Annotated in this window: 16 protein-coding genes; 10 read left to right on the top strand and 6 right to left on the bottom strand. The window is 70.9% G+C overall.

What is annotated here, in order from left to right:
- Window positions 1–152 precede the first annotated feature (152 nt).
- The gene (locus WD341_RS20055; protein WP_368427269.1) at window positions 153–902 is read right to left on the bottom strand and encodes an SDR family NAD(P)-dependent oxidoreductase; all 750 of its coding nucleotides are present in this window, start codon (window positions 900–902) and stop codon (window positions 153–155) included.
- A gap of 161 nt (window positions 903–1063) precedes the next feature.
- On the opposite strand from WD341_RS20055, the gene WD341_RS20050 reads away from it, so the two are divergent.
- On the top strand, window positions 1064–1843 hold the full coding sequence (locus WD341_RS20050) for a GntR family transcriptional regulator (protein WP_368427268.1): 780 nt from the start codon (window positions 1064–1066) through the stop codon (window positions 1841–1843).
- On the opposite strand, the gene WD341_RS20045 is transcribed toward WD341_RS20050, so the two are convergent.
- Both WD341_RS20045 and WD341_RS20040 read right to left on the bottom strand, forming a co-directional pair.
- On the bottom strand, window positions 1840–2640 hold the full coding sequence (locus WD341_RS20045) for an N-acyl homoserine lactonase family protein (protein ID WP_368427267.1): 801 nt from the start codon (window positions 2638–2640) through the stop codon (window positions 1840–1842). The genes WD341_RS20050 and WD341_RS20045 overlap by 4 nt on opposite strands.
- Window positions 2637–3551 (bottom strand): NAD(P)-dependent oxidoreductase, encoded by a 915-nt coding sequence (locus WD341_RS20040; RefSeq protein WP_368427266.1) that lies wholly within the window; start codon window positions 3549–3551, stop codon window positions 2637–2639. The genes WD341_RS20045 and WD341_RS20040 overlap by 4 nt, the downstream gene beginning before the upstream one ends.
- A 174-nt stretch (window positions 3552–3725) precedes the next feature.
- Here WD341_RS20040 and WD341_RS20035 point away from each other — a divergent pair, with 174 nt between their 5' ends.
- From WD341_RS20035 to WD341_RS20000, 8 genes are all read left to right on the top strand, one after another.
- On the top strand, window positions 3726–4751 hold the full coding sequence (locus WD341_RS20035; protein ID WP_368427265.1) for a LacI family DNA-binding transcriptional regulator: 1026 nt from the start codon (window positions 3726–3728) through the stop codon (window positions 4749–4751).
- A 171-nt stretch (window positions 4752–4922) separates the two neighbouring features.
- Window positions 4923–5705, top strand: a complete 783-nt coding sequence (locus WD341_RS20030; RefSeq protein WP_368427264.1) for an SDR family NAD(P)-dependent oxidoreductase — start codon at window positions 4923–4925, stop codon at window positions 5703–5705.
- Window positions 5702–7324, top strand: a complete 1623-nt coding sequence (locus WD341_RS20025; protein WP_368427263.1) for a thiamine pyrophosphate-binding protein — start codon at window positions 5702–5704, stop codon at window positions 7322–7324. Before WD341_RS20030 ends, WD341_RS20025 begins: the two co-directional genes overlap by 4 nt.
- Window positions 7325–7380: 56 nt before the next feature.
- The gene (locus WD341_RS20020) at window positions 7381–7884 is read left to right on the top strand and encodes an aromatic-ring-hydroxylating dioxygenase subunit beta (RefSeq protein WP_368427262.1); all 504 of its coding nucleotides are present in this window, start codon (window positions 7381–7383) and stop codon (window positions 7882–7884) included.
- Between the two features lie 19 nt (window positions 7885–7903).
- On the top strand, window positions 7904–9154 hold the full coding sequence (locus tag WD341_RS20015) for a Rieske 2Fe-2S domain-containing protein (protein WP_368427261.1): 1251 nt from the start codon (window positions 7904–7906) through the stop codon (window positions 9152–9154).
- A 159-nt stretch (window positions 9155–9313) separates the two neighbouring features.
- Window positions 9314–10390, top strand: a complete 1077-nt coding sequence (locus WD341_RS20010; protein ID WP_368427260.1) for a C4-dicarboxylate ABC transporter substrate-binding protein — start codon at window positions 9314–9316, stop codon at window positions 10388–10390.
- Window positions 10391–10469: 79 nt separating this feature from the next.
- Window positions 10470–10976 carry a TRAP transporter small permease subunit gene (locus WD341_RS20005; protein ID WP_368427259.1) on the top strand — a complete coding sequence of 169 codons (507 nt, stop codon included), beginning with the start codon at window positions 10470–10472 and terminating at the stop codon, window positions 10974–10976.
- A gap of 2 nt (window positions 10977–10978) precedes the next feature.
- The gene (locus WD341_RS20000) at window positions 10979–12304 is read left to right on the top strand and encodes a TRAP transporter large permease subunit (RefSeq protein WP_368427258.1); all 1326 of its coding nucleotides are present in this window, start codon (window positions 10979–10981) and stop codon (window positions 12302–12304) included.
- Between the two features lie 15 nt (window positions 12305–12319).
- Here WD341_RS20000 and WD341_RS19995 read toward each other — a convergent pair whose 3' ends face one another.
- The 3 genes from WD341_RS19995 to dctP form a co-directional block, all read right to left on the bottom strand.
- Complete coding sequence (locus tag WD341_RS19995) at window positions 12320–13678, bottom strand: MmgE/PrpD family protein (RefSeq protein WP_368427257.1); 1359 nt, start codon at window positions 13676–13678, stop codon at window positions 12320–12322.
- 24 nt (window positions 13679–13702) lie between these two features.
- The gene (locus WD341_RS19990) at window positions 13703–14083 is read right to left on the bottom strand and encodes a carboxymuconolactone decarboxylase family protein (RefSeq protein ID WP_368427256.1); all 381 of its coding nucleotides are present in this window, start codon (window positions 14081–14083) and stop codon (window positions 13703–13705) included.
- Between the two features lie 106 nt (window positions 14084–14189).
- On the bottom strand, window positions 14190–15242 hold the full coding sequence (gene dctP, locus WD341_RS19985) for a TRAP transporter substrate-binding protein DctP (protein ID WP_368427255.1): 1053 nt from the start codon (window positions 15240–15242) through the stop codon (window positions 14190–14192).
- 240 nt (window positions 15243–15482) lie between these two features.
- Here dctP and WD341_RS19980 point away from each other — a divergent pair, with 240 nt between their 5' ends.
- Window positions 15483–17540, top strand: a complete 2058-nt coding sequence (locus WD341_RS19980; protein ID WP_368427254.1) for a TRAP transporter large permease subunit — start codon at window positions 15483–15485, stop codon at window positions 17538–17540.
- Window positions 17541–17567 lie beyond the last annotated feature (27 nt).

Raw genomic sequence — 17567 nt, 5'->3', positions numbered from 1 at the left:
ACAGTATTCCTCCCGGCACGGCTCATCTATTTCGGAACTTACGTGAGCCGAATGCTTGATCGTTATTTGCAGTCTAGAAGCGCGCGCCGGATCCTGGCAGTTACCGATTGCGCATATCAGTAATAGCCGAACCGGTCTCTACGCGGCCTCGCTCAGGGACCGGCGACCGTGACGCCGCCGTCGATCTTCAGGGTGACGCCGGCGATGCTCTGCGCCTGCGCCGAGGCCAGGAAGACCGCCGCCTCGGCGACGTCCTCGGCGGTCGCGAGCCGCCGGATCGGCGTCCGCGCCCGGCGCGCGGCCCAGCCGGCCTCGTCGATCACGGCGCTGGCGCCTGGCGTCTCCACCGGCCCCGGCGCCAGGGCGTTGACGCGCACCCCCTGGGGGCCGAGCTCGCAGGCCTGCTGGCGGGTCAGGGTGTCGATGGCGCCCTTGATTGAGCTGTAGACCGCGGCGTTCTTGATCGCGAAGGAGACCGCCACGGAGGAGAGGTTGATCACCGAAGCGCCGCCGCCGCGCGCGACCAGATGCGGCGTCGCCGCCTGGAGCGCCCAGTAGGTGCCCTTGATGCCGACGTCGAGCATGCGGTCGATGACCTCCTCGGGCATGTCGACGAGCGGCGCGTAGTGGAAGGCGACGGCGTTGTTGACCAGGATGTCGAGGCCGCCGGCACGCGTCGCGAAGTCGTCGACGGCCTGCCGCACCTGGTCGCGCCGCGAGACGTCGCAGGCGTAGCCTAGGCTGTCGTTGCCGGCCTCGGCGGCGGTCGCCATCGCTGCGGCCTCGTCGATGTCGGCGACGCCGACCACGGCGCCCTCCCGCGCGAAGGCGAGCGCCATGGCGCGGCCGAGACCGGCGCCCCCGCCGGTGATGAAGGCAGTCTTCCCCTCGAGTCGCTTCATGCCGCTCCCTCTCCCTGGCCGCAAGAAGGGCCCTGGCGACCACTATCGCCCCGGGGAGCAAGGCAGACAATCGACCGAGCACATTGTATGACTGAAATACCGAATGCGCATAACCAGCCCGGGCGCAGCCGCGACCGCGAGACCGAGACGGAACGAACCCCATGAGCCAGGCCGAGCCGCTCGAGCACGATTTCCGCGTCAACCGGATCGCCGCGCCGCTGCGCCACAGCGTCATAGAGAGCATCCGCAACGCCATCGCGGTCGGCCGCTTCAAGGCCGGCGAGCGCCTGCCCGAACGCCAGCTCTGCGAGATGACGGGCGTCAGCCGGACCCTGGTGCGCGAAGCGCTTCGGCAGCTCGAATCCGAAGGCATCATCCAGGTCGTGCCGCATCGCGGACCGCTCGTCGCCAGCCTCAGCGCCGAACAGGCGCGCGGCGTCTACCAGGTGCGCGAGCAGCTCGAGGGCCTGGCAGCGGAGCTCTTCGCCCGCCAGGCCGGGGAGGCCGAGCGGGCGGCCCTGGCCTCTGCGCTGGAGCAGGTCCGTTCTTCCTACGAGCGCCAGGACGCGATCGGCCGGATCGCCGCCAAAAACCGCTTCTACGAATGCCTGATCGAGGGCTGCGGCAACGAGGCGCTCGGCTTCACCCTGCGCATGCTCAACTCGCGGGTCACGGTGCTGCGCGCCTGGTCGCTGCAAGCGCCGGGCCGCAGCCGGCACAGCCTGGAGGAGCTCCGACAGCTGGTCGAGGCGCTGCTGGCGCGCGATCCCGTCGCCGCCCGGGAGGCCGCGGTCCGCCACGTGCGCGAAGCGGCGGCCTCGGCGCTGCGCCTGCTCGTGGCGAACGACGGGGCGAACGACGGCGTGAACGACGGCGTGAACGACGGGGCGGGCGCGGAGACCGCGGCGCCGGCCAGGGCCGTCGGCGGACGCCGCCGCTAGCCGCCGATCGGGTCGGCGTCGAGACGCACGACCCAGTCCTCCAGGCCCGGCCGCGCCGCCGGGAAGCGCGACAGCACCGCCGGGTCGTGGCCGGGGATGACGTGGGCCTCGGAGTCGGCGAGCTCGCGCACCTTTTGGTAGCCCTCCAGCATGTCGCCGACGTTGTAGACGACCGGAAAGGGCCGCTGCTGCTCGATGTTGGCGTAGAGGTGCGAGGCGTCGGAGGCCAGCACGACCCAGCCGCGCCGGGTGCGCACCCGCACGACCTGGAGGCCGTTGGTGTGGCCGCCGACCAGGTGCACCGAGATGCCGGGCGCGACCTGCGAGGCGCCGTCGTGGAACCGCACACGCCCCTCGAACAGCCGGTGGATCATCACCGAGACGTCGGCCGGCTCGTAGGCGTGGGTCAGGGCCTGGTGGCACATGCACCGGCCGGTGCAATAGGCCATCTCGCGGTCCTGCAGGTGGTAGCGCGCCTGGGGGAAGAGTGCGTGGTTGCCGGCGTGGTCGTAGTGCATGTGCGTGACGATCACGTCCTCGACGGCCTCCGGCTCCAGGCCCAGGGCCTTGAGGCCGGCGGCCGGCGGCTGGGTGATCTGGCGGCCCCGCTTGGCGCCCATCTCGGCGTCGAAGCCGGTGTCGACGACGAAGCTGCGCTCCTGCCCGACGATCGCCCAGACGAAGTAGTCGAGCGGCATGTTGGTCTCGTGCGGGTCGCCGCCCAGGAAGTTGTCGCGCGCCGGCCGGTCGTGGTGCGCGTACTTGACCGCGTAGATCTCGTAGGTCGACTCGCTCATCGTTCCTCCGCCTTCCTTCCCTTGACCTCGACGCCCATCCAGCCTTCCAGCGGCTTGACGATGGTCGTCAGGTCGGCCTCGGCACCCTGGGTCGCCAGGGCGATCTTCAGGACCTGACGCGCCGCGCTGCCGACGATCATCGGCATGCCCAGGGCGTCCGAGTGCTCCAGGCACAGGCGGGTGTCCTTGTCGGACAGGCCCAGCGCGAAGCCGAAATCGAAGCTGCGCGGCAGCACGAAACGGGGGAACTTGTCCTCCGTCGCGTTGTTGCGGCCGCTGCTGGCGTTGATGATGTCGATCATGACGTCGGGGTCCAGTCCCGAGGCGCGGCCCAGCACCAGCGCCTCCGAGGCCATCGCCAGGGCGGTTACCGACATCAGGTTGTTGATGACCTTGATGGTCTGGCCCATGCCGGGCTCGGCGCCGGCCACGAAGACCCGGCCGAAGCATTCCAGAACCGGCCGCAGCGCCTCGAGCTGCGCCGCCTTGCCGGCCGCCATGACCGCAAGCGTGCCCTTGGCGGCGCCGGCGACGCCGCCGCTGACCGGGGCGTCGATGGTCTCGATGCCGTGGCCGGCGAGCAGGGCGGCGAGCGCCTGGGAGCCCTTGGGGCCGGTCGTCGAAAGGTCGATCACGGTGCGCAGCCGGCGGCCCTCGATCAGGCCGCCGGGCCCGCCGGCCACCGCCAGGACGATCTCCGGCGTCGGCAGCGACAGCAGGACCACCTCGACCGCGTCGGCGACAGCGGCCGGGGAGGCGGCGCGCGTCGCGCCGAGCTCGAGCAGCGGCGCCAGGGCGCGCTCGTCGGTGTCGAACAGCGTCAGCGCATGGCCGGCCTCGATCAGCCGGCGCGTCATCGGCGCGCCCATGCGCCCGAGGCCGATGAATCCCAGGGCCGCTTTCTCGGTCATGTCGTCTTCCCTGTTCCGGTGCTCGGCCACGGCGGCCCGTTCGGGCGCCACCGGCCGCGTCGTGTTATCGTTATCATCACGGCGCTTTCGCCGAAAGTTCAAATTGCCCTGAATCGCGGCAGGGCCGACACTCGCGTCGCGATAGAGGATAGAGACAGCGTCAGGGCGGGCCAGATGCCGAGAAGCAACGAGCGCAGCGGCGCGCAGCGGGTGCGCATGACCGACGTGGCGCGACGGGCCGAGGTTTCGCCGATGACGGTCTCGCGCGCCCTGCGCGAGCCGGACAAGGTCTCCGCCGAGACGCGCCGGAAGATCCTCGAGGCGATCGAGGCGGTCGGCTACGTGCCGAACCGCCTGGCCGGCAGCCTCGCCTCGAACCGCTCCAACGTCGTCGGGCTGATCGTCCCCAGCATCAAGAACTCGCTGTTCGCCGAAACCATCCAGGCCACGGCCGGCGCGCTGGCCGAAGCCTCCTTCCACCTGCTGATCGCCGAGAGCGGCCACGACATCGTGGCGGAGGAGAAGCTGATCGCGGCCTTCGTCGAGCAGCGGGTCAGCGGCATCGTCCTGCACAACACGACCCATACGGAGCGCGCGCGGGCGCTGGTGCGCAACGCCGGCGTGCCTGTGATCGAGACCGGCGACCTGTCGCGCGACCCGCTGGACATCGTCGTCAGCTACTCGAACTTCGAGGCGGCCAAGGCGATGACCCGCTACCTTTTCCGCCGCGGCTACCGGCGGATCGGCTTCGTCTCGCTGGAGACCGGCAGCAATGACCGTGCTAGCGAGCGCCGCCGCGGCTACCTCTCGGCGCTGGAAAGCCTGGAGGTCGAGGCAGAGCCGCTGCTGATCCGCACGACGCCGCCGGGCCTGGCGGCCGGCCGCGGCGCGCTGCTGGAGCTCATGAAGGTCAGTCCTCGGCCCGACGCGATCTTCTTCGCCGGCGACGTGCTGGCGATCGGCGCCGCCTTCGAGTGCCAGCGCCAGGGCTGGCGGGTGCCCCAGGATCTCGCGATCGCCAGCTTCGACGACCTCGACATCCTCCAGCACATGGTGCCGACCGTGACGTCGCTGCGCCTGCCGCGCCGCGAGATCGGCGAGTTCGCCGCGACGATCCTGCTCCAACGTATCCAGGGGCTGGATTCCGGGATCGTCGAGAAGGATCTCGGCTTCGACATCGTTCAGCGCGAAAGCACCTGAGGCGCCGCCTGCAGGCCGCTCATCGCCGGCAGCTTGACAGAATGTTATCGCTATCAATACTCTCGCCGGGAGCCGACGAGCAGGGCGGAAGAGGGTAGAAGGCGTGAAGCGAGGCGGTGCGGCGCTAGCGGGAAGAGGGGGCTCCGGTCTTCGGACGGGAAGGAGCAGGCCGTGCTGAAGGGCAGGACCGTCCTGATCACCGGCTCGACCGCGGGCATCGGATTCGCCGGCGCCTGCGCCTTCGCGGCCGAGGGCTGCAACGTCGTGATCAACGGCGTCGAGGGTCCGGCCGTCCTGCGCGAGAAGGAGGGCCTGCTGCGCGAGCGCTACGGCGTCGAGGTGCTGGCGAGCGACGCCGACGTCGGCGAGGCGGCGGCGGTCGAGCGGCTGGTCGCCGAGGCCGAGGCGCGCTTCGGGGCGGTCGACATCCTGGTCAACAACGCGGTGACGCGGGTCTTCGGCCCGATCGAGGAGTGCAGCGTTGCCGACTGGGAGCGGGCGCTCTCGGTCAACCTTTCCTCGGCCTTCCACACGATCCGCTGCGCGCTGCCTGGCATGCGCGCCCGCGGCTGGGGCCGCATCATCAACGTCTCCTCGGTCTTCGGCCTCTTCGCCGCCGCCGACCGGGCCAGCTACATCACCACCAAGACCGCGCTGATCGGCCTGACGCGCGCGGTCGCCCTGGAGACGATCAAGACTGAGATCACCTGCAACGCGATCTGCCCGGGTTCGGTCAACACGACGCACAGCGGCCAGGTGATCGCGGCGATGATGGAGGCCGAGCAGCTGACCGAGGAGGCCGCCATCGAGCGCTTCCTGGTCGGCCGGCAGCCGGGCGGGCGCTTCGTCGAGCCGGACAGCGTGGCGGCCATGATGACCTTCCTCTGCGGCCCGGGCGGCCGCGACATCTCGGGAGCGACGCTGCCCATCGACCTCGCCTGGTCGGTCAGTTGAGCGCGGCGGGCCGCCAGGGCGTCACCGGTGCGGAGGTTCTCGCCGCCAGCCTCGCGGCGCGCGGCGTGCGCCGCATCTTCGGCGTGCCCGGCGGCGACTGCAGCCTGGACGTCATCGACGCCGCCGCGCGCGCCGGCATCGAGTTCGTGCTGACGCGCGGCGAGACGGCCGCCGCCCTGATGGCCGCGGCGACCGCCGAGGTGACCGGCGGGCTCGGCGTGGTGCTGACCACGCGCGGGCCGGGCATCGCCAACGTCGTCAACGGCATCGCCTACGCCGACCTGGAGCGGGCGCCGCTGCTGCTGATCGGCGACGGCTACGAGGACGCCCAGGACTTCGTCAGCCACCAGCGCCTCGACCAGGCGGCGATGCTGGCACCGCTGGTGCGCGGCGCGCTGCGTCTGGACGGGGCCGCCGCCTTCGAGGGGCTGGAGGCGCTGCTCGACCGCTCGGCCGGGCCGCCGGCCGGCGCGGTCTACCTGGAGGTCCTCGGCGGGGCGCTGCGCGCGGAGCTGGCGGCGCAGCCGGGTGGCGGGCGCGGGCCGCGCCGCGAGCCGGAGATCGCCGAGGCCGACCTGGCTCCGGCGCGCGCGCTGCTCGCCGCGAGCCGCCGCCCGCTGGTCATCGCCGGCCTGCAGGCCTGCGAGCCGGCGGCCGCCCAGGGCCTGCAGCGGTTGCTCGCCGCCTGGGACTGCCCGCTGCTCTACAGCTACAAGGCCAAGGGCGTGGTGCCGGACGACGGCCGCCACGCCGTCGGCCCCTTCATCGACGGCGACGCCGAGCGCGGCCTGATCGAGGCCGCCGACGCGGTCGTCTTCTACGGCGCCGACCCGATCGAGTTCCCGCCGCAGCGCTGGCGCTACGACAAGCCGGTGCTCGATCTGCGCCGCCACGACCTGGAGCGCGACTACCTGCCGCCGCAGGCGCGCCTGACCGGCGAGCTCGGCGGCCTCGCGGCGCGCCTGGAAGGCGCCCTGCGGCCGGGCGGCTGGACTCCGGGAGAGATCCTGGCGGCCCGGGCCGAGATCCACCGCCGCGCGCATCTCGGCACCGGCGGCCCGATCGCGCCCCAGGACCTGGTCGACGCCGCGATCGCCGCCGCGCCGGCCGGGACCCGCGCGACCGTCGATGCCGGCGCGCACATGCTGCCGGTGATGTCGCTCTGGATCGCCAGGGCGCCGCGCGACGTGCTGATCTCGCGCGGCCTCTCGACCATGGCCTTCGCCCTGCCGGCAGCGATCGGCGCCTCGCTGGCCGAGCCGGAGCGCTGGACCCTCGCCTTCACCGGCGACGGCGGGCTGATGATGTGCGCCGGCGAGCTGGCGACGGCGGCCCAGAACCGCTGCCGGCTGGTCGTCGTCGTCTTCAACGACTCGAGCATCGCGCTGATCGACGTCAAGCGGCAGCGCCGGCAGCTGCCGCGCATCGGCATGAGCTACTCCGCGACGGACTTCGCCGCGGTCGCCAGGGGCTTCGGCTGCCGGGGCTACCGGGTCGAGGCGCCGGAGGAGCTGCCGGGGGCGCTGGCCGAGGCCTTCGCGGGCGAGGGACCGGCCGTGGTCGACGTGCAGGTCGATGCGGGCGCCTACCACGAGCAGATCCGGGCGCTGCGCGGCTGACGGGTTCGAGGGACGGCCGGCCGTCCGCCAGGAAGCGAAGGGGTATCAGAGCTGCCATGACCACCGTCGCCACCACCGTTGCCACCCAGAAAGAGCGGGAAGTCCGCGCCCTGCTGCGCGATCTCAACGACGACTACGCGGTCTGCCTCGACGACATGGAGCTCGCGCGCTGGCCCGACTTCTTCGAGGAGGAGGCGGACTACCGCGTGGTCTCGCGGGAGAACCACGAGCAGGGGCTCGAGCTCTCGGCGCTCAGCTGCACCGGCCGGGCCATGCTGCTCGACCGCGTCGCCGCCCTCGAGTCGACGACGGTCTACGAGCCGCGCGCCATCCGGCACCTGGTCGGCTGCGTCACCCTCGACGCCCTCGAGGGCGAGCTCTGCCGGGCGCGCGCGAACTTCGCGCTCTACGAATCCCTGTCGGACCGGGAGCCGCACCTGCTGATGGTCGGCCGCTACCTGGACGTGGTGTCGCTGGCCGGGGAGCGTCCGCTGTTCCGGCAGCGTTGGTGCGTCTACGACAACTACCGGATCCGTACCTCGCTGATCATCCCGGTGTGAGCCGGCAAAGGAGGCAAGCATGACCCCAGCGGCGCAGTCGAGCGCAGCACCCCGCGCCTGGCCCGAGGAGGCGGCCCGCGTGCCGGCCTGGATCTACTCCGACCCGGCGCTCTTCGAGCGCGAGCTGGAGGTCTTCCACCACGGCGCGACCTGGAGCTACGTCGGGCTGGAGTGCGAGATCCCCGAGCCCGGCTCCTACAAGCGCAGCTGGGTCGGGCGGCGGCCGGTCATCCTGGTGCGCGACAAGGACGGCGAGATCAACGTCCTCGAGAACCGCTGCGCCCATCGCGGCACCATGGTCTGCTGGCAGAACAGGGGGCAGGCCAAGGACCTGACCTGTCCCTATCACCACTGGAACTACGACCTGAAGGGCAACCTCCAGGGCCTGCCCTTCCTTCGCGGCGCGCTCGGCAAGGGCGGCATGCCCCGCGACTTCGACAAGTCGGCCCACGGCCTGCGCCGGCTGCGCGTCGAGCGGCGCGGCGGCACCGTCTGGGCGAGCTATTCGGAGGAGGCGCCGAGCCTGGAGGCCTTCATCGGGCCCGAGATGCTCGCCTGCATCGACCGGGTGTTCCCGGCGAACCGCCGGCTGCGACTGATCGGCTACAATCGCCAGCACCTGCCGTGCAACTGGAAGCTCTACTTCGAGAACAGCCGCGACCCCTACCACGCGGGACTGCTGCACAGCTTCTTCGTGACCTTCGGCCTGCTGCGCACCGACACGCCCTTCCGGGCCGTGCCGACCGAGGGCGGCCGCCACGGCATCATGGCCTCGACCTACTCGCCCGAGACCGCCAGCCAGCAGAACGAGGTGACCCAGCAGCTGACGAGCTGGCGGCCGGACTTCCGGATCCAGGACATGGAGCTGGTCAAGCCGGTCGACGAGTTCGGCGACAGCTCGATGATCAACCTCTCGGTCTTCCCCTCGGTCTTCTTCCAGCAGCACGGCAACTGCCTGGCGGTGCGCCAGATCCTGCCGAAGAGCCAGTCCGAGACCGAGCTTTCCTGGACGCACTACGGCTTCGAAAACGACGACCCGGCGATGCAGGCGCGCCGGCTCAAGCAGGCCAACCTGGTCGGGCCGGCCGGCTATGTCGGCATCGACGACAGCGAGGTCCTGGCCCAGCTTCAGCCCAGCGCCGAGAAGCTGCCCGAGGCGCTGCAGGTGGTCGAGATGGGCGGGCGCGACACCGGCGCCCACGAGACCATGGTCAGCGAGACCCTGATCCGCTCCTTCTACGCCTTCTACCGCGCCAGCATGGGCCTCTGAGGGCTCGCGCGGCCGGCCGAGCAGGCGTCTTGCCAGTGTGAAATGTGAGCGCTATCATCATGACTCTCGCGAAGGCGCCGAACGGGCGCGGCTTCGCGCGGCCGGACCAAGACCCCGGGCAGGGGCTCCGGCGACAACACCAACGGGAGGAATGCGGACATGAGAGACTGGATCAGGAAGCCCCTGGCGCTCGGCCTCGGCCTCGGCCTGTGGGTCGGCGCGGCGACCCTGCCGGCCACGGCCCAGGAGGCCAAGTCGGTGAACTGGAGCATGGCGACCTACGTCGGCGGCCACTGGCTCGAGTTCGGCATGCGCAACTTCGTCAAGCTGGTCGGCGAGATGACCGAGGGGCGGGTCACCATCAAGGTCACCCAGCCCGGCACCCTGGGCAGCGCCCTCAAGGTCACCGATTCGGTGCGAACCGGCGTCGCCGAGGTCGGCCACAACTGGCCGGCCTACGACTGGGGCGCCGACCGCGCCGGCGTGCCCTTCGGCGGCTGGGCCGGCGGCCTGACGCCCGAGGAGTACCTGATCTGGCTCTACAACGAGGGCGGCGCCGAGATGTGGCGCGAGTGGCGCGATGAGGCCTTCGGCGTCGTCTCCTTCCCCTGCGCCCTGGCCGAGACCGAGATCTTCCTGCACTCGCACAAGCCGGTGCGCACGCTCGAGGACTTCGCCGGCCTGCGCATCAGGACCTCAGGCGCCTGGGCGGAGATCGCCTCGGAACTGGGCGCGACGACCACGATCATGCCCGGCTCGGAGGTCTTCAGCGCGCTCGAGCGGCGCGTCGTCGACGCCATCGAGTGGGCCGGCCCCGGCAGCAACCTCGAGGCCGGCTTTCCGAGCATCGCCGAGTACATTATCACGCCGGGCATCCACGCCCCGGCGAGCGGCCAGGAGTGCATGTTCAACAAGGACGCCTGGGCCGAGCTGTCGCCCCACGACCAGCGCATGATCGAGCTCGCCGCCCAGCTCAACACCTTCCTGACCTTCGGCCAGTACGGCGAGGCCGACCTGGCGGCCTGGGACAAGCTGAAGGCCGGCGACAACACCTTCGTCGAGCTCGACCAGAGCTTCATCGACGAGGCCCGCGCGGCCTCGCTCGCCTGGGCCGAGAAGCAGGCCGCTGAGAACGCCTGGTTCAAGCGCGCCTACGACAGCCAGAAGGCCTTGCAGGAGAAGCTCGGCACCTGGGGCGAGTTCCGCCTGCCGATCGGCGCCGCCGCCAACCGCTAGCGCACTTGCGGCGGGGTCCGGGCGCGCCGCCCCGACCCCGCCGCCGCGCCTCCGTCGTGGTCCCGGAGAAGAACTCGCCATGCGCATCGTCCTCGTCCTGGAGCGGATCACCTCGCTCGCCGCGGCGGTCGGCGTCTGCCTGATCCTGCCGCTGGTCGCCGCCATGGTCTTCGAGGTCTCCAGCCGGTACCTCTTCGCGGCGCCGACCTCCTGGGCCTACGAGATCAGCTACATGTTCATGGCGGCGATCTTCATGATGGGCATCGCCTACGCCCTTAAGATCCGCCAGCACGTCAACGTCGACCTGGTCTACGGCGCCCTTGGCCCGCGCGGCCGGGCGGTCGTCGACCTGCTCGGCTACTGCTTGCTGCTGCCCTGCGTCGCCTGGCTGACCTACGCCCTCTTCGGCTTCGCCGCCGACGCCTTCCGGAGCGGCGAGCAGAGCGGCATCTCGGCCTGGAACCCGGTGATCTGGCCCTACCGCGCGGTGCTGACGCTGGGCTTCGCGGTCTTCGTCCTGCAGGTCCTGGCGGAAGTCGCGAAGTCGCTGCAGGCGCTGGTCGCGAACGCTCCGGAAGGCCGCTAGGCATGGAGCTCTTCGTCGGGCTGTGGATGTTCCCGGCACTGCTGGTGCTGGTCGCCGCCGGTTTCCCCGTCGCCTTCTCGCTGATGAGCGTGGCCCTGGTGTTTGGCCTGTTCCGCTTCGGCGACGCGCTGGTCTTCCAGTTCGTCGCGAAGGTCGACGACGTCGCTTCGAACTACGTGCTCGGCGCGATCCCGCTGTTCGTCTTCATGGGCGCGCTGCTCGCCCGCGCCGGCATCGCCGAGAAGCTGTTCGACGCCATTCATCTCTGGACCCGCCGCCTGCCGGGCGGGCTGGCGATCGGCGCCGTCGTCATGTGCACGATCTTCGCGGCCGCGACCGGCGTGGTCGGTGCGACGGAGACCGTGGTCGGCATGCTGGCGGTGCCGCCGATGATGAAGTACGGCTACGACAAGCGGCTGATCTCCGGGACGCTGTGCGCCGGCGGCTCGCTCGGCACCATGATCCCGCCCTCGATCACGGTGATCGTGCTGGCGCCGATCGCGAACCTGCCGGTCGGCGACCTCTTCGCCGGCATCCTGCTGCCCGGGCTGATCATGTCGGGGCTGTTCATCGCCTACATCGTCGCCGTCGTCTCGCTGCGCCCGGCGCTGGCGCCGCGGCCGCCGCGCGAGGAGCTGGCGGCGGTGCCGCTGGCCGCCAAGCTGCGCCTGACCGCGGCGGCGCTGCTGCCGCCGGTCGCGCTGATCTTCGCGGTGCTCGGGACGATCCTGCTCGGCTGGGCGACGCCGACCGAGGCTGCCGCCTGCGGCGCCTTCGGCAGCCTGCTGCTCGGCCTGCTGCACGGGCGCCTCAGCTTCGCCGTGGTCCGCGACTCGCTCTACAGCACGCTGTCGATCACGGCGATGATCCTGTTCATCGTGCTCGGCGGCAGCATGTTCGCCGGCGTCTTCTACGCCTCGGGCGGCATGGAGTCGGTGCAGATCCTGCTCGACCAGTACGGCCTCGGCGGCTGGCCGGCGCTCGCCATCATCCTGCTGCTGACCTTCCTGGCCGGCTTCGTGCTCGACCTGATCTCGGTCGTGCTGATCGTCATCCCCGTGGCCATGCCGCTGATCGCGCTCTATGGCGTCGATCCGCTGTGGTTCTGCATCATCTTCCTGATCGTGCTGCAGACCAGCTACCTGACGCCGCCGATGGCGCCCTCGATCTTCTACCTGCGCGCCATCACGCCGCCCGAGATCCGGCTGGTCGACATGTACCGCGGCGTGCTGCCCTTCGTCGTCCTGCAGCTGGTCACCCTGGCCATCGTCATCGCCTATCCCGCCCTGGCGACCTGGCTGCCGCAGCAGATCTACGGCCTGCGGTAGTCAGGCGAGTTCGGTCTAGCTCGGCACCGCGAGACGCAGCAGCTCGCTGGCGTCCGCCAGGTCCTCGAGGCCCCAGACCGCTTCGATCAGGGGCTCCGGCCGGCAGCCGGGGGCGCCGTCGGCGGCGAGGCGGCGCAGCTTGTCCTCGAGCTCGGAGTCGGCCAGCGGCCGGCCGGCGCTGCCGCGTGCCTGCTCGACGACCAGCGTCTCGCGGGTCCCGTCGCGCCGCTTCAGCTCGATGCGGATGCCCTCGACGGGAATCTCGGCATCGTCGACGATCGAGACGGTGCGGCGCAGCGCCAGCACCCGCGGGTCGCGCACCGCGGCGTCGCTGAACTGCGCCAGCCCGGCGGCCCCGAACAGCAGGCAGACGGCGACGGCGTGGTGGGCGCTGACCTGGGCCTCGCGGCCGGTCGCGACGTCGGGGCGGTCGGTGCGCTGGCGCAGCAGCGGGTGGCCGTGGAGCGTCACCGACTCGACCGCCTCGGGCGGGCAGTCGCCGCGCGCCTGCAGCGCCAGGCAGCCGTCGATCACCGAGTTCAGCACGACGCCGCAGGGGTAGGGCTTGTAGGTGTTGTCCAGCAGCTCCCAGCGCTCGCCGAGCGCGCCGGTGATCTCCGAGGGATCCGCCGCCTCACCCATCACCTGCAGGAAGCCGCGCGGTCCCTCGAGCGGCCGCGCCGGCCCGTCGAAGCCGCGCTCTGCGAGCAGCGCCGAGAGCAGACCGTTGCGCGCGGCGTTGCCGACGCCGAGGCTCTTGGCCATGAAGCCCAGGGTCTCGACCAGCCCCGAGGACTGCGCCGAGGCGTTGCCCAGCGCCCAGAGCAGGCCCTGCGCGTCGAGGCCGAGCAGCTTGCCGCTCGCCGCCGCCGCGCCGAAGACGCCGCAGGTCGCGGTGATGTGCCAGCCGCGCCGGTAGTGCCCGGGCGAGACGGCGTTGCCGATCCGGCACTCGGTCTCGGCGCCGAGGACGAAGGCGTGGAGCAGCGCCGGGCCGCTCACCCGCTGGCGGTGCGACAGCGCGAGCAGGGGCGCCGCGGCGGGGGCGGTCGGATGAATGACAGTGCGCGGATGGGTGTCGTCGAAGTCGTAGACGTTGGCGCTGGCGCAGTTGAGGAAGGCGGCGGTCGCGAGGTCGGTCCGCTCCGGCCGTCCCACGATCGCCGCCTGGGGCGGGCCTGCGAACTCCTGGAGCAGGCCGAGCGCCGTCTCGACCGCGATCTCTCGGCTGCCGGCGAAGGCGACCGCGAAGAAGTTGAGCAGCGACCGCTTGGCCTCGTGGCGCAGCGCCGCGGGCAGGTCCTCGTAGCGCGAGGCGGAGAGGAAGCGCGCCAGCTCGAGCGAGGTCTCCGGCGCGCCTGCCTCGCGGCTCATGGCGCGCCCCTCACAGCTCACCCCTCACAGCTCACCGGCCTCCTCCAGGACCTTGCGGGCGACCCGGAAGCATTCCAGGCCCATCGGCACGCCGCAGTAGATCGCCACGACGTGCACCGCGGCGCGGATCTGCTCCTTGGTGACGCCGTTGTTGAGGGCGCCCCGGCAGTGGGTTTCCCACTCGTGCAGGCGACCGAGCGCGCCCAGCATGGTCAGGTTCATCAGGCTGCGCGTCCTGGCGTCGATCGCCTCGTCGCCCCAGCCGAAGCCCCAGCACCATTCGGTCATCGCCTCCTGGAAGGGCCGGGAGAAATCGTCGGCGGCCGCGAGGTTCTTCTCGACGTACTCGGCGCCCAGAGTCGCCTTGCGCTGCTCCAGGCCCTTCTCGAAAAGTGCCTTGTCCATGCTGTCTCCTGTTCGTCGTGTGGCGGTGGGGTGCGCGCGGCCCGAAGGGGGGCGCCGTCGACCCCGGCGGCGACCGGCTCGTGCCGCCGCCGGGAGCCGGCCGTTCTCAGCGCAGCAGATCCTTGCCCAGGGTCTGGCGCACCTTCTCGATGTAGGCCTTGCCGTCGAAGCCGACCTCCTCGGCCCGCTTGTACCAGGAGTCGTAGACGGGCTGGGTGTACTGGGGGTCGAAGATCCGGGCCTTCTCGGAGTCGGGGGCCACCCAGAAGGTCACGCCCTTGCTCTCCATGTCGAGCATGGCCTCGCGCACGAAGTCGTAGTAGCCGTAGATCGCCTCGCCCTCGAAGCGGTCCATCTCGGCCTGGACCTGCTCGCGCAGCTCTTCCGGCATCTCCTCCCAGGCCTCCTTGTTGATCAGGATCGCCCAGCCGTTGATCGGGCCGAGGCCCCAGTTCTGCACGTTGGGCGCCAGGCGCCAGTACTCCTGGCCATGGCCGTAGCAGGTCGAGGTGAAGAGGCCGTCGATGATGCCGCGCTCGAGCGCCGGCATGACCTCGCTGAGCGCGAGCGGCACCGGCTTGGCGCCGAGCGCGTCCATCAGCGCCGCGGTCTGCGGGTTGTGCACGCGCAGCTTCTTGTTGCGGAAGTCCTCGACCGTGCGGATCGGCTCCTTCGAGAACAGCTGCTGCGTGCACCAGGCGCCGTTGGCCAGCGAGATCGCGTTCCAGCGCTCCAGCCAGATCGCATCGACGTCCTCGCACCAGAAGGCCTCGCAGACGTAGGCGTACTCCGGCATGTTGTCGATCAGGCCCGGCAGGTTGAAGATGCCCATCCGCGGCTCCTCGGCCGCGAGGTAGGTGTGCAGCGCCGAGGACATCGGCACGCGGCCATCGCGCACGGCGGCGGCGATCTGCGGTCCTCCGACCAGGGAATCGTTCAGGGTGATCTTGACCTTGCCGCCGGTCGCCTCGGCGATCCGGTCGGGGATCGTCTCGGCCATCTTCAGGTAGGCCGTGTGCGGCGACGGCAGCACGGCGATGGTCAGGTCGTAGTCCTGCGCCTGGGCGCCGCCGGCCAGCGCCAGCAGGGCCGCCGCGCCGGCGGCGAGGCCGAGCGCGCCGCGCGGCACGCGAGGCGTCCGGGAAAGGGTCTCGTTCATCGTTTCCTCCTCGTTCGATTGTCGGCTTCTGTTTCCGATGGGACCCGCTCCATGAGCGGGGCGACGGACGCTGCTCCGCGGGTGCACCCCCGTGAGGCCGTTCCGATCATACAATCCTATCAGTCGATTGATGTCGCTGCACGCCTATGTTAGCGCTAAAATCCACACCGACGGACAGGCTTGTATCCTGCAGGCCGGTGCGGCTGCGCTGAGGAGGAGGCTGTCATTCTCGGGCCAATAGTGGAGGGCGCGCCGGCGCTCCCGGAGCAGCGCGCCGGCTTCGTCCTGATCCGGGCGATCGACGGCGTCACCGACGCGACGGGCTGGGCCGCCGCGCTCGGCCTGGTGGCGATGACCGCGATCGTCTGTTTCGAGATCTTCGCCCGCTACGTCCTCAACGAGCCGACCTACTGGGGCACGGAGATCGCGACCTACCTGCTGGTCGGGATGACCTTCGCGGGGCTCGCGCTCGCCCAGAAGGCGCGCGCGCACGTCCGGGTCGAGCTGCTGCTCGGCTGGCTGCCGGCCGGTCGGCGCGGCTTCCTCGAGCTGGTCGCGCTCTGGATCGGCCTGTTCTTCCTGCTCTTCGCGGCCTGGCAGATGGTCGCCTTCAACTACCAGGAGCTGGTCCACGACACCCGTGACTGGGGTCTGCTCGCCACGCCCCAGTGGATCCCGGAGCTGCCGGTCTCGCTCGGCTATCTCGCCTTCGTCCTGGCGATCCTTGCGGACCTCTTCCTGCGCCGACCGCCCGCCTCGGCCTTCCGGCGCTGGGTCGTGCCGCTGCTGTTCGCGGGCCTCGTCGCCCTGCTGTGCCTGCTGGGGCCGGTGCCGGCCAAGATCCCGGGCACCCGACTGGACTGGGGCAGCCTGGCGATCGCCGCCGTCTTCCTGGCGGCCGCACTGGCCTGGAGCGGCCCGCGGGTCGCGCTGGCGGCCGGTGGGCTGCTTGCCGCCCTGGCCCTCGCCTACTGGGCGGCGCGCGGCCTGCCGCTGCTGCCGGTCGGACTGCTGCTGGTCGGCAGCCTGCTGCTGCTGCTGCTGATCGGCGTGCCGGTAGCACTGGCCCTCGGCCTCGCCGGCCTGCTCGGCGTCTACTTCCTGCTGCCGCTGCCGCAGCTCTCGCTGCTCGCCGAGCGCTCGTGGAACAGCGTCAACACCTTTACGCTCACCGCGGTGCCGATGTTCATCCTGATGAGCGGCCTGCTGATGCGCAGCGGCGTCACCAACGAGATGTTCGATGCTCTGATGCGCTGGTTCGGCCGCGTGCCCGGCGGCATCGCCTACGCCAGCGTCAGCGCCTCGACGATCTTCGCCGCGGTCTCCGGCTCCAGCCTGGCGACCGCGGCGGCGATGGGCAAGGTCGCCTGCCCTGAGATGGTGCGCCGCGGCTACAGCGCCCGCCTGACCTACGGTGTCGTCGCGGCCGGCGCCACCCTCGGCATCATGATCCCGCCGAGCATCGCCATGATCATCTACGGCACGACCGTCGGCGCTCCCGTCAACGTGCTGTTCATCGCCGGCATCGTGCCCGGCCTGATCCTGACCGTGGCCTTCATGCTGGGCGTCTTCATCTGGACCCGCAGCGTGCCCGGCTCCGCCCCGGCCGGCGACTCCTACAGCTGGCGCGAGAAGCTCAGCGCCTCCAAGGGCACCTTCCCCTTCTTCCTGGTCATCGTCGGCGTGCTGGGCTCGCTCTACGCCGGCGTGGCGACGCCCAGCGAGGCGGGCGGCGTCGGCGCCGCGCTCGCCTTCCTGCTCTGCGTCCTGCGCGGCACGATGAGCTGGCAGATCATGCGCGACACGGCGATGGAGACCGTGCGGATCACTTCCTTCCTGCTGCTGATCGTGGTCGGGGCGGCGATCTTCAGCTGGGTCTTCGACTACCTGCGCCTGCCGCGCTCGCTGGTCCAGGTGATCCAGGACGCCGAGCTGGCGCCCTGGATGGTCATGGCCATGATCGCCCTGATCTACATCGTGCTCGGCATGTTCATCGAGTCGATCTCGATGATGCTGATGACCCTGCCGGTCGCCTACCCGATCGTGATCGCGCTCGGCTTCGACCCGATCTGGTTCGCGGTCTTTCTGGTGCTGATGATCGAGGTCGGCCTGGTCACGCCGCCGGTCGGCATCATCCTGTTCGTGCTGCGCGGCATGAGCGGCAACGTGCCGCTGCGCGAGATCGCGCTCGGCGTGCTGCCCTTCATCGCGATCATCCTGCTGTTCAACGTCTTCATCTACCTCTACCCGGAGGTCATCGCCTGGCTGCCGAGTCAGATGGCGGGGCCGCCGCTATAGGGGGCGCCGCCAGCGAGGCAGCTGGCC

It is taken from the genome of Tistlia sp. (assembly GCF_040905785.1).
In the GTDB taxonomy this organism is placed as follows: domain Bacteria; phylum Pseudomonadota; class Alphaproteobacteria; order Kiloniellales; family DSM-21159; genus Tistlia.
The sequence above is the reverse complement of the archived record's forward strand: the minus strand, read 5'-3'. Positions and strand labels throughout refer to the sequence as shown.

Bases quoted from the DNA above. Each gene is read 5' to 3' on its own strand.
- WD341_RS20055 (WP_368427269.1), bottom strand. From the start codon at position 902: ATGAAGCGACTCGAGGGGAAGACTGCCTTCATCACCGGCGGGGGCGCC.
- WD341_RS20015 (WP_368427261.1), top strand. From the start codon at position 7,904: ATGACCCCAGCGGCGCAGTCGAGCGCAGCACCCCGCGCCTGGCCCGAG.
- WD341_RS20040 (WP_368427266.1), bottom strand. From the start codon at position 3,551: ATGACCGAGAAAGCGGCCCTGGGATTCATCGGCCTCGGGCGCATGGGC.
- WD341_RS19990 (WP_368427256.1), bottom strand. From the start codon at position 14,083: ATGGACAAGGCACTTTTCGAGAAGGGCCTGGAGCAGCGCAAGGCGACT.
- WD341_RS20020 (WP_368427262.1), top strand. From the start codon at position 7,381: ATGACCACCGTCGCCACCACCGTTGCCACCCAGAAAGAGCGGGAAGTC.
- WD341_RS20000 (WP_368427258.1), top strand. From the start codon at position 10,979: ATGGAGCTCTTCGTCGGGCTGTGGATGTTCCCGGCACTGCTGGTGCTG.
- WD341_RS19995 (WP_368427257.1), bottom strand. From the start codon at position 13,678: ATGAGCCGCGAGGCAGGCGCGCCGGAGACCTCGCTCGAGCTGGCGCGC.
- WD341_RS20005 (WP_368427259.1), top strand. From the start codon at position 10,470: ATGCGCATCGTCCTCGTCCTGGAGCGGATCACCTCGCTCGCCGCGGCG.
- WD341_RS20010 (WP_368427260.1), top strand. From the start codon at position 9,314: ATGAGAGACTGGATCAGGAAGCCCCTGGCGCTCGGCCTCGGCCTCGGC.
- dctP (WP_368427255.1), bottom strand. From the start codon at position 15,242: ATGAACGAGACCCTTTCCCGGACGCCTCGCGTGCCGCGCGGCGCGCTC.
- WD341_RS20045 (WP_368427267.1), bottom strand. From the start codon at position 2,640: ATGAGCGAGTCGACCTACGAGATCTACGCGGTCAAGTACGCGCACCAC.
- WD341_RS20035 (WP_368427265.1), top strand. From the start codon at position 3,726: ATGCCGAGAAGCAACGAGCGCAGCGGCGCGCAGCGGGTGCGCATGACC.
- WD341_RS20050 (WP_368427268.1), top strand. From the start codon at position 1,064: ATGAGCCAGGCCGAGCCGCTCGAGCACGATTTCCGCGTCAACCGGATC.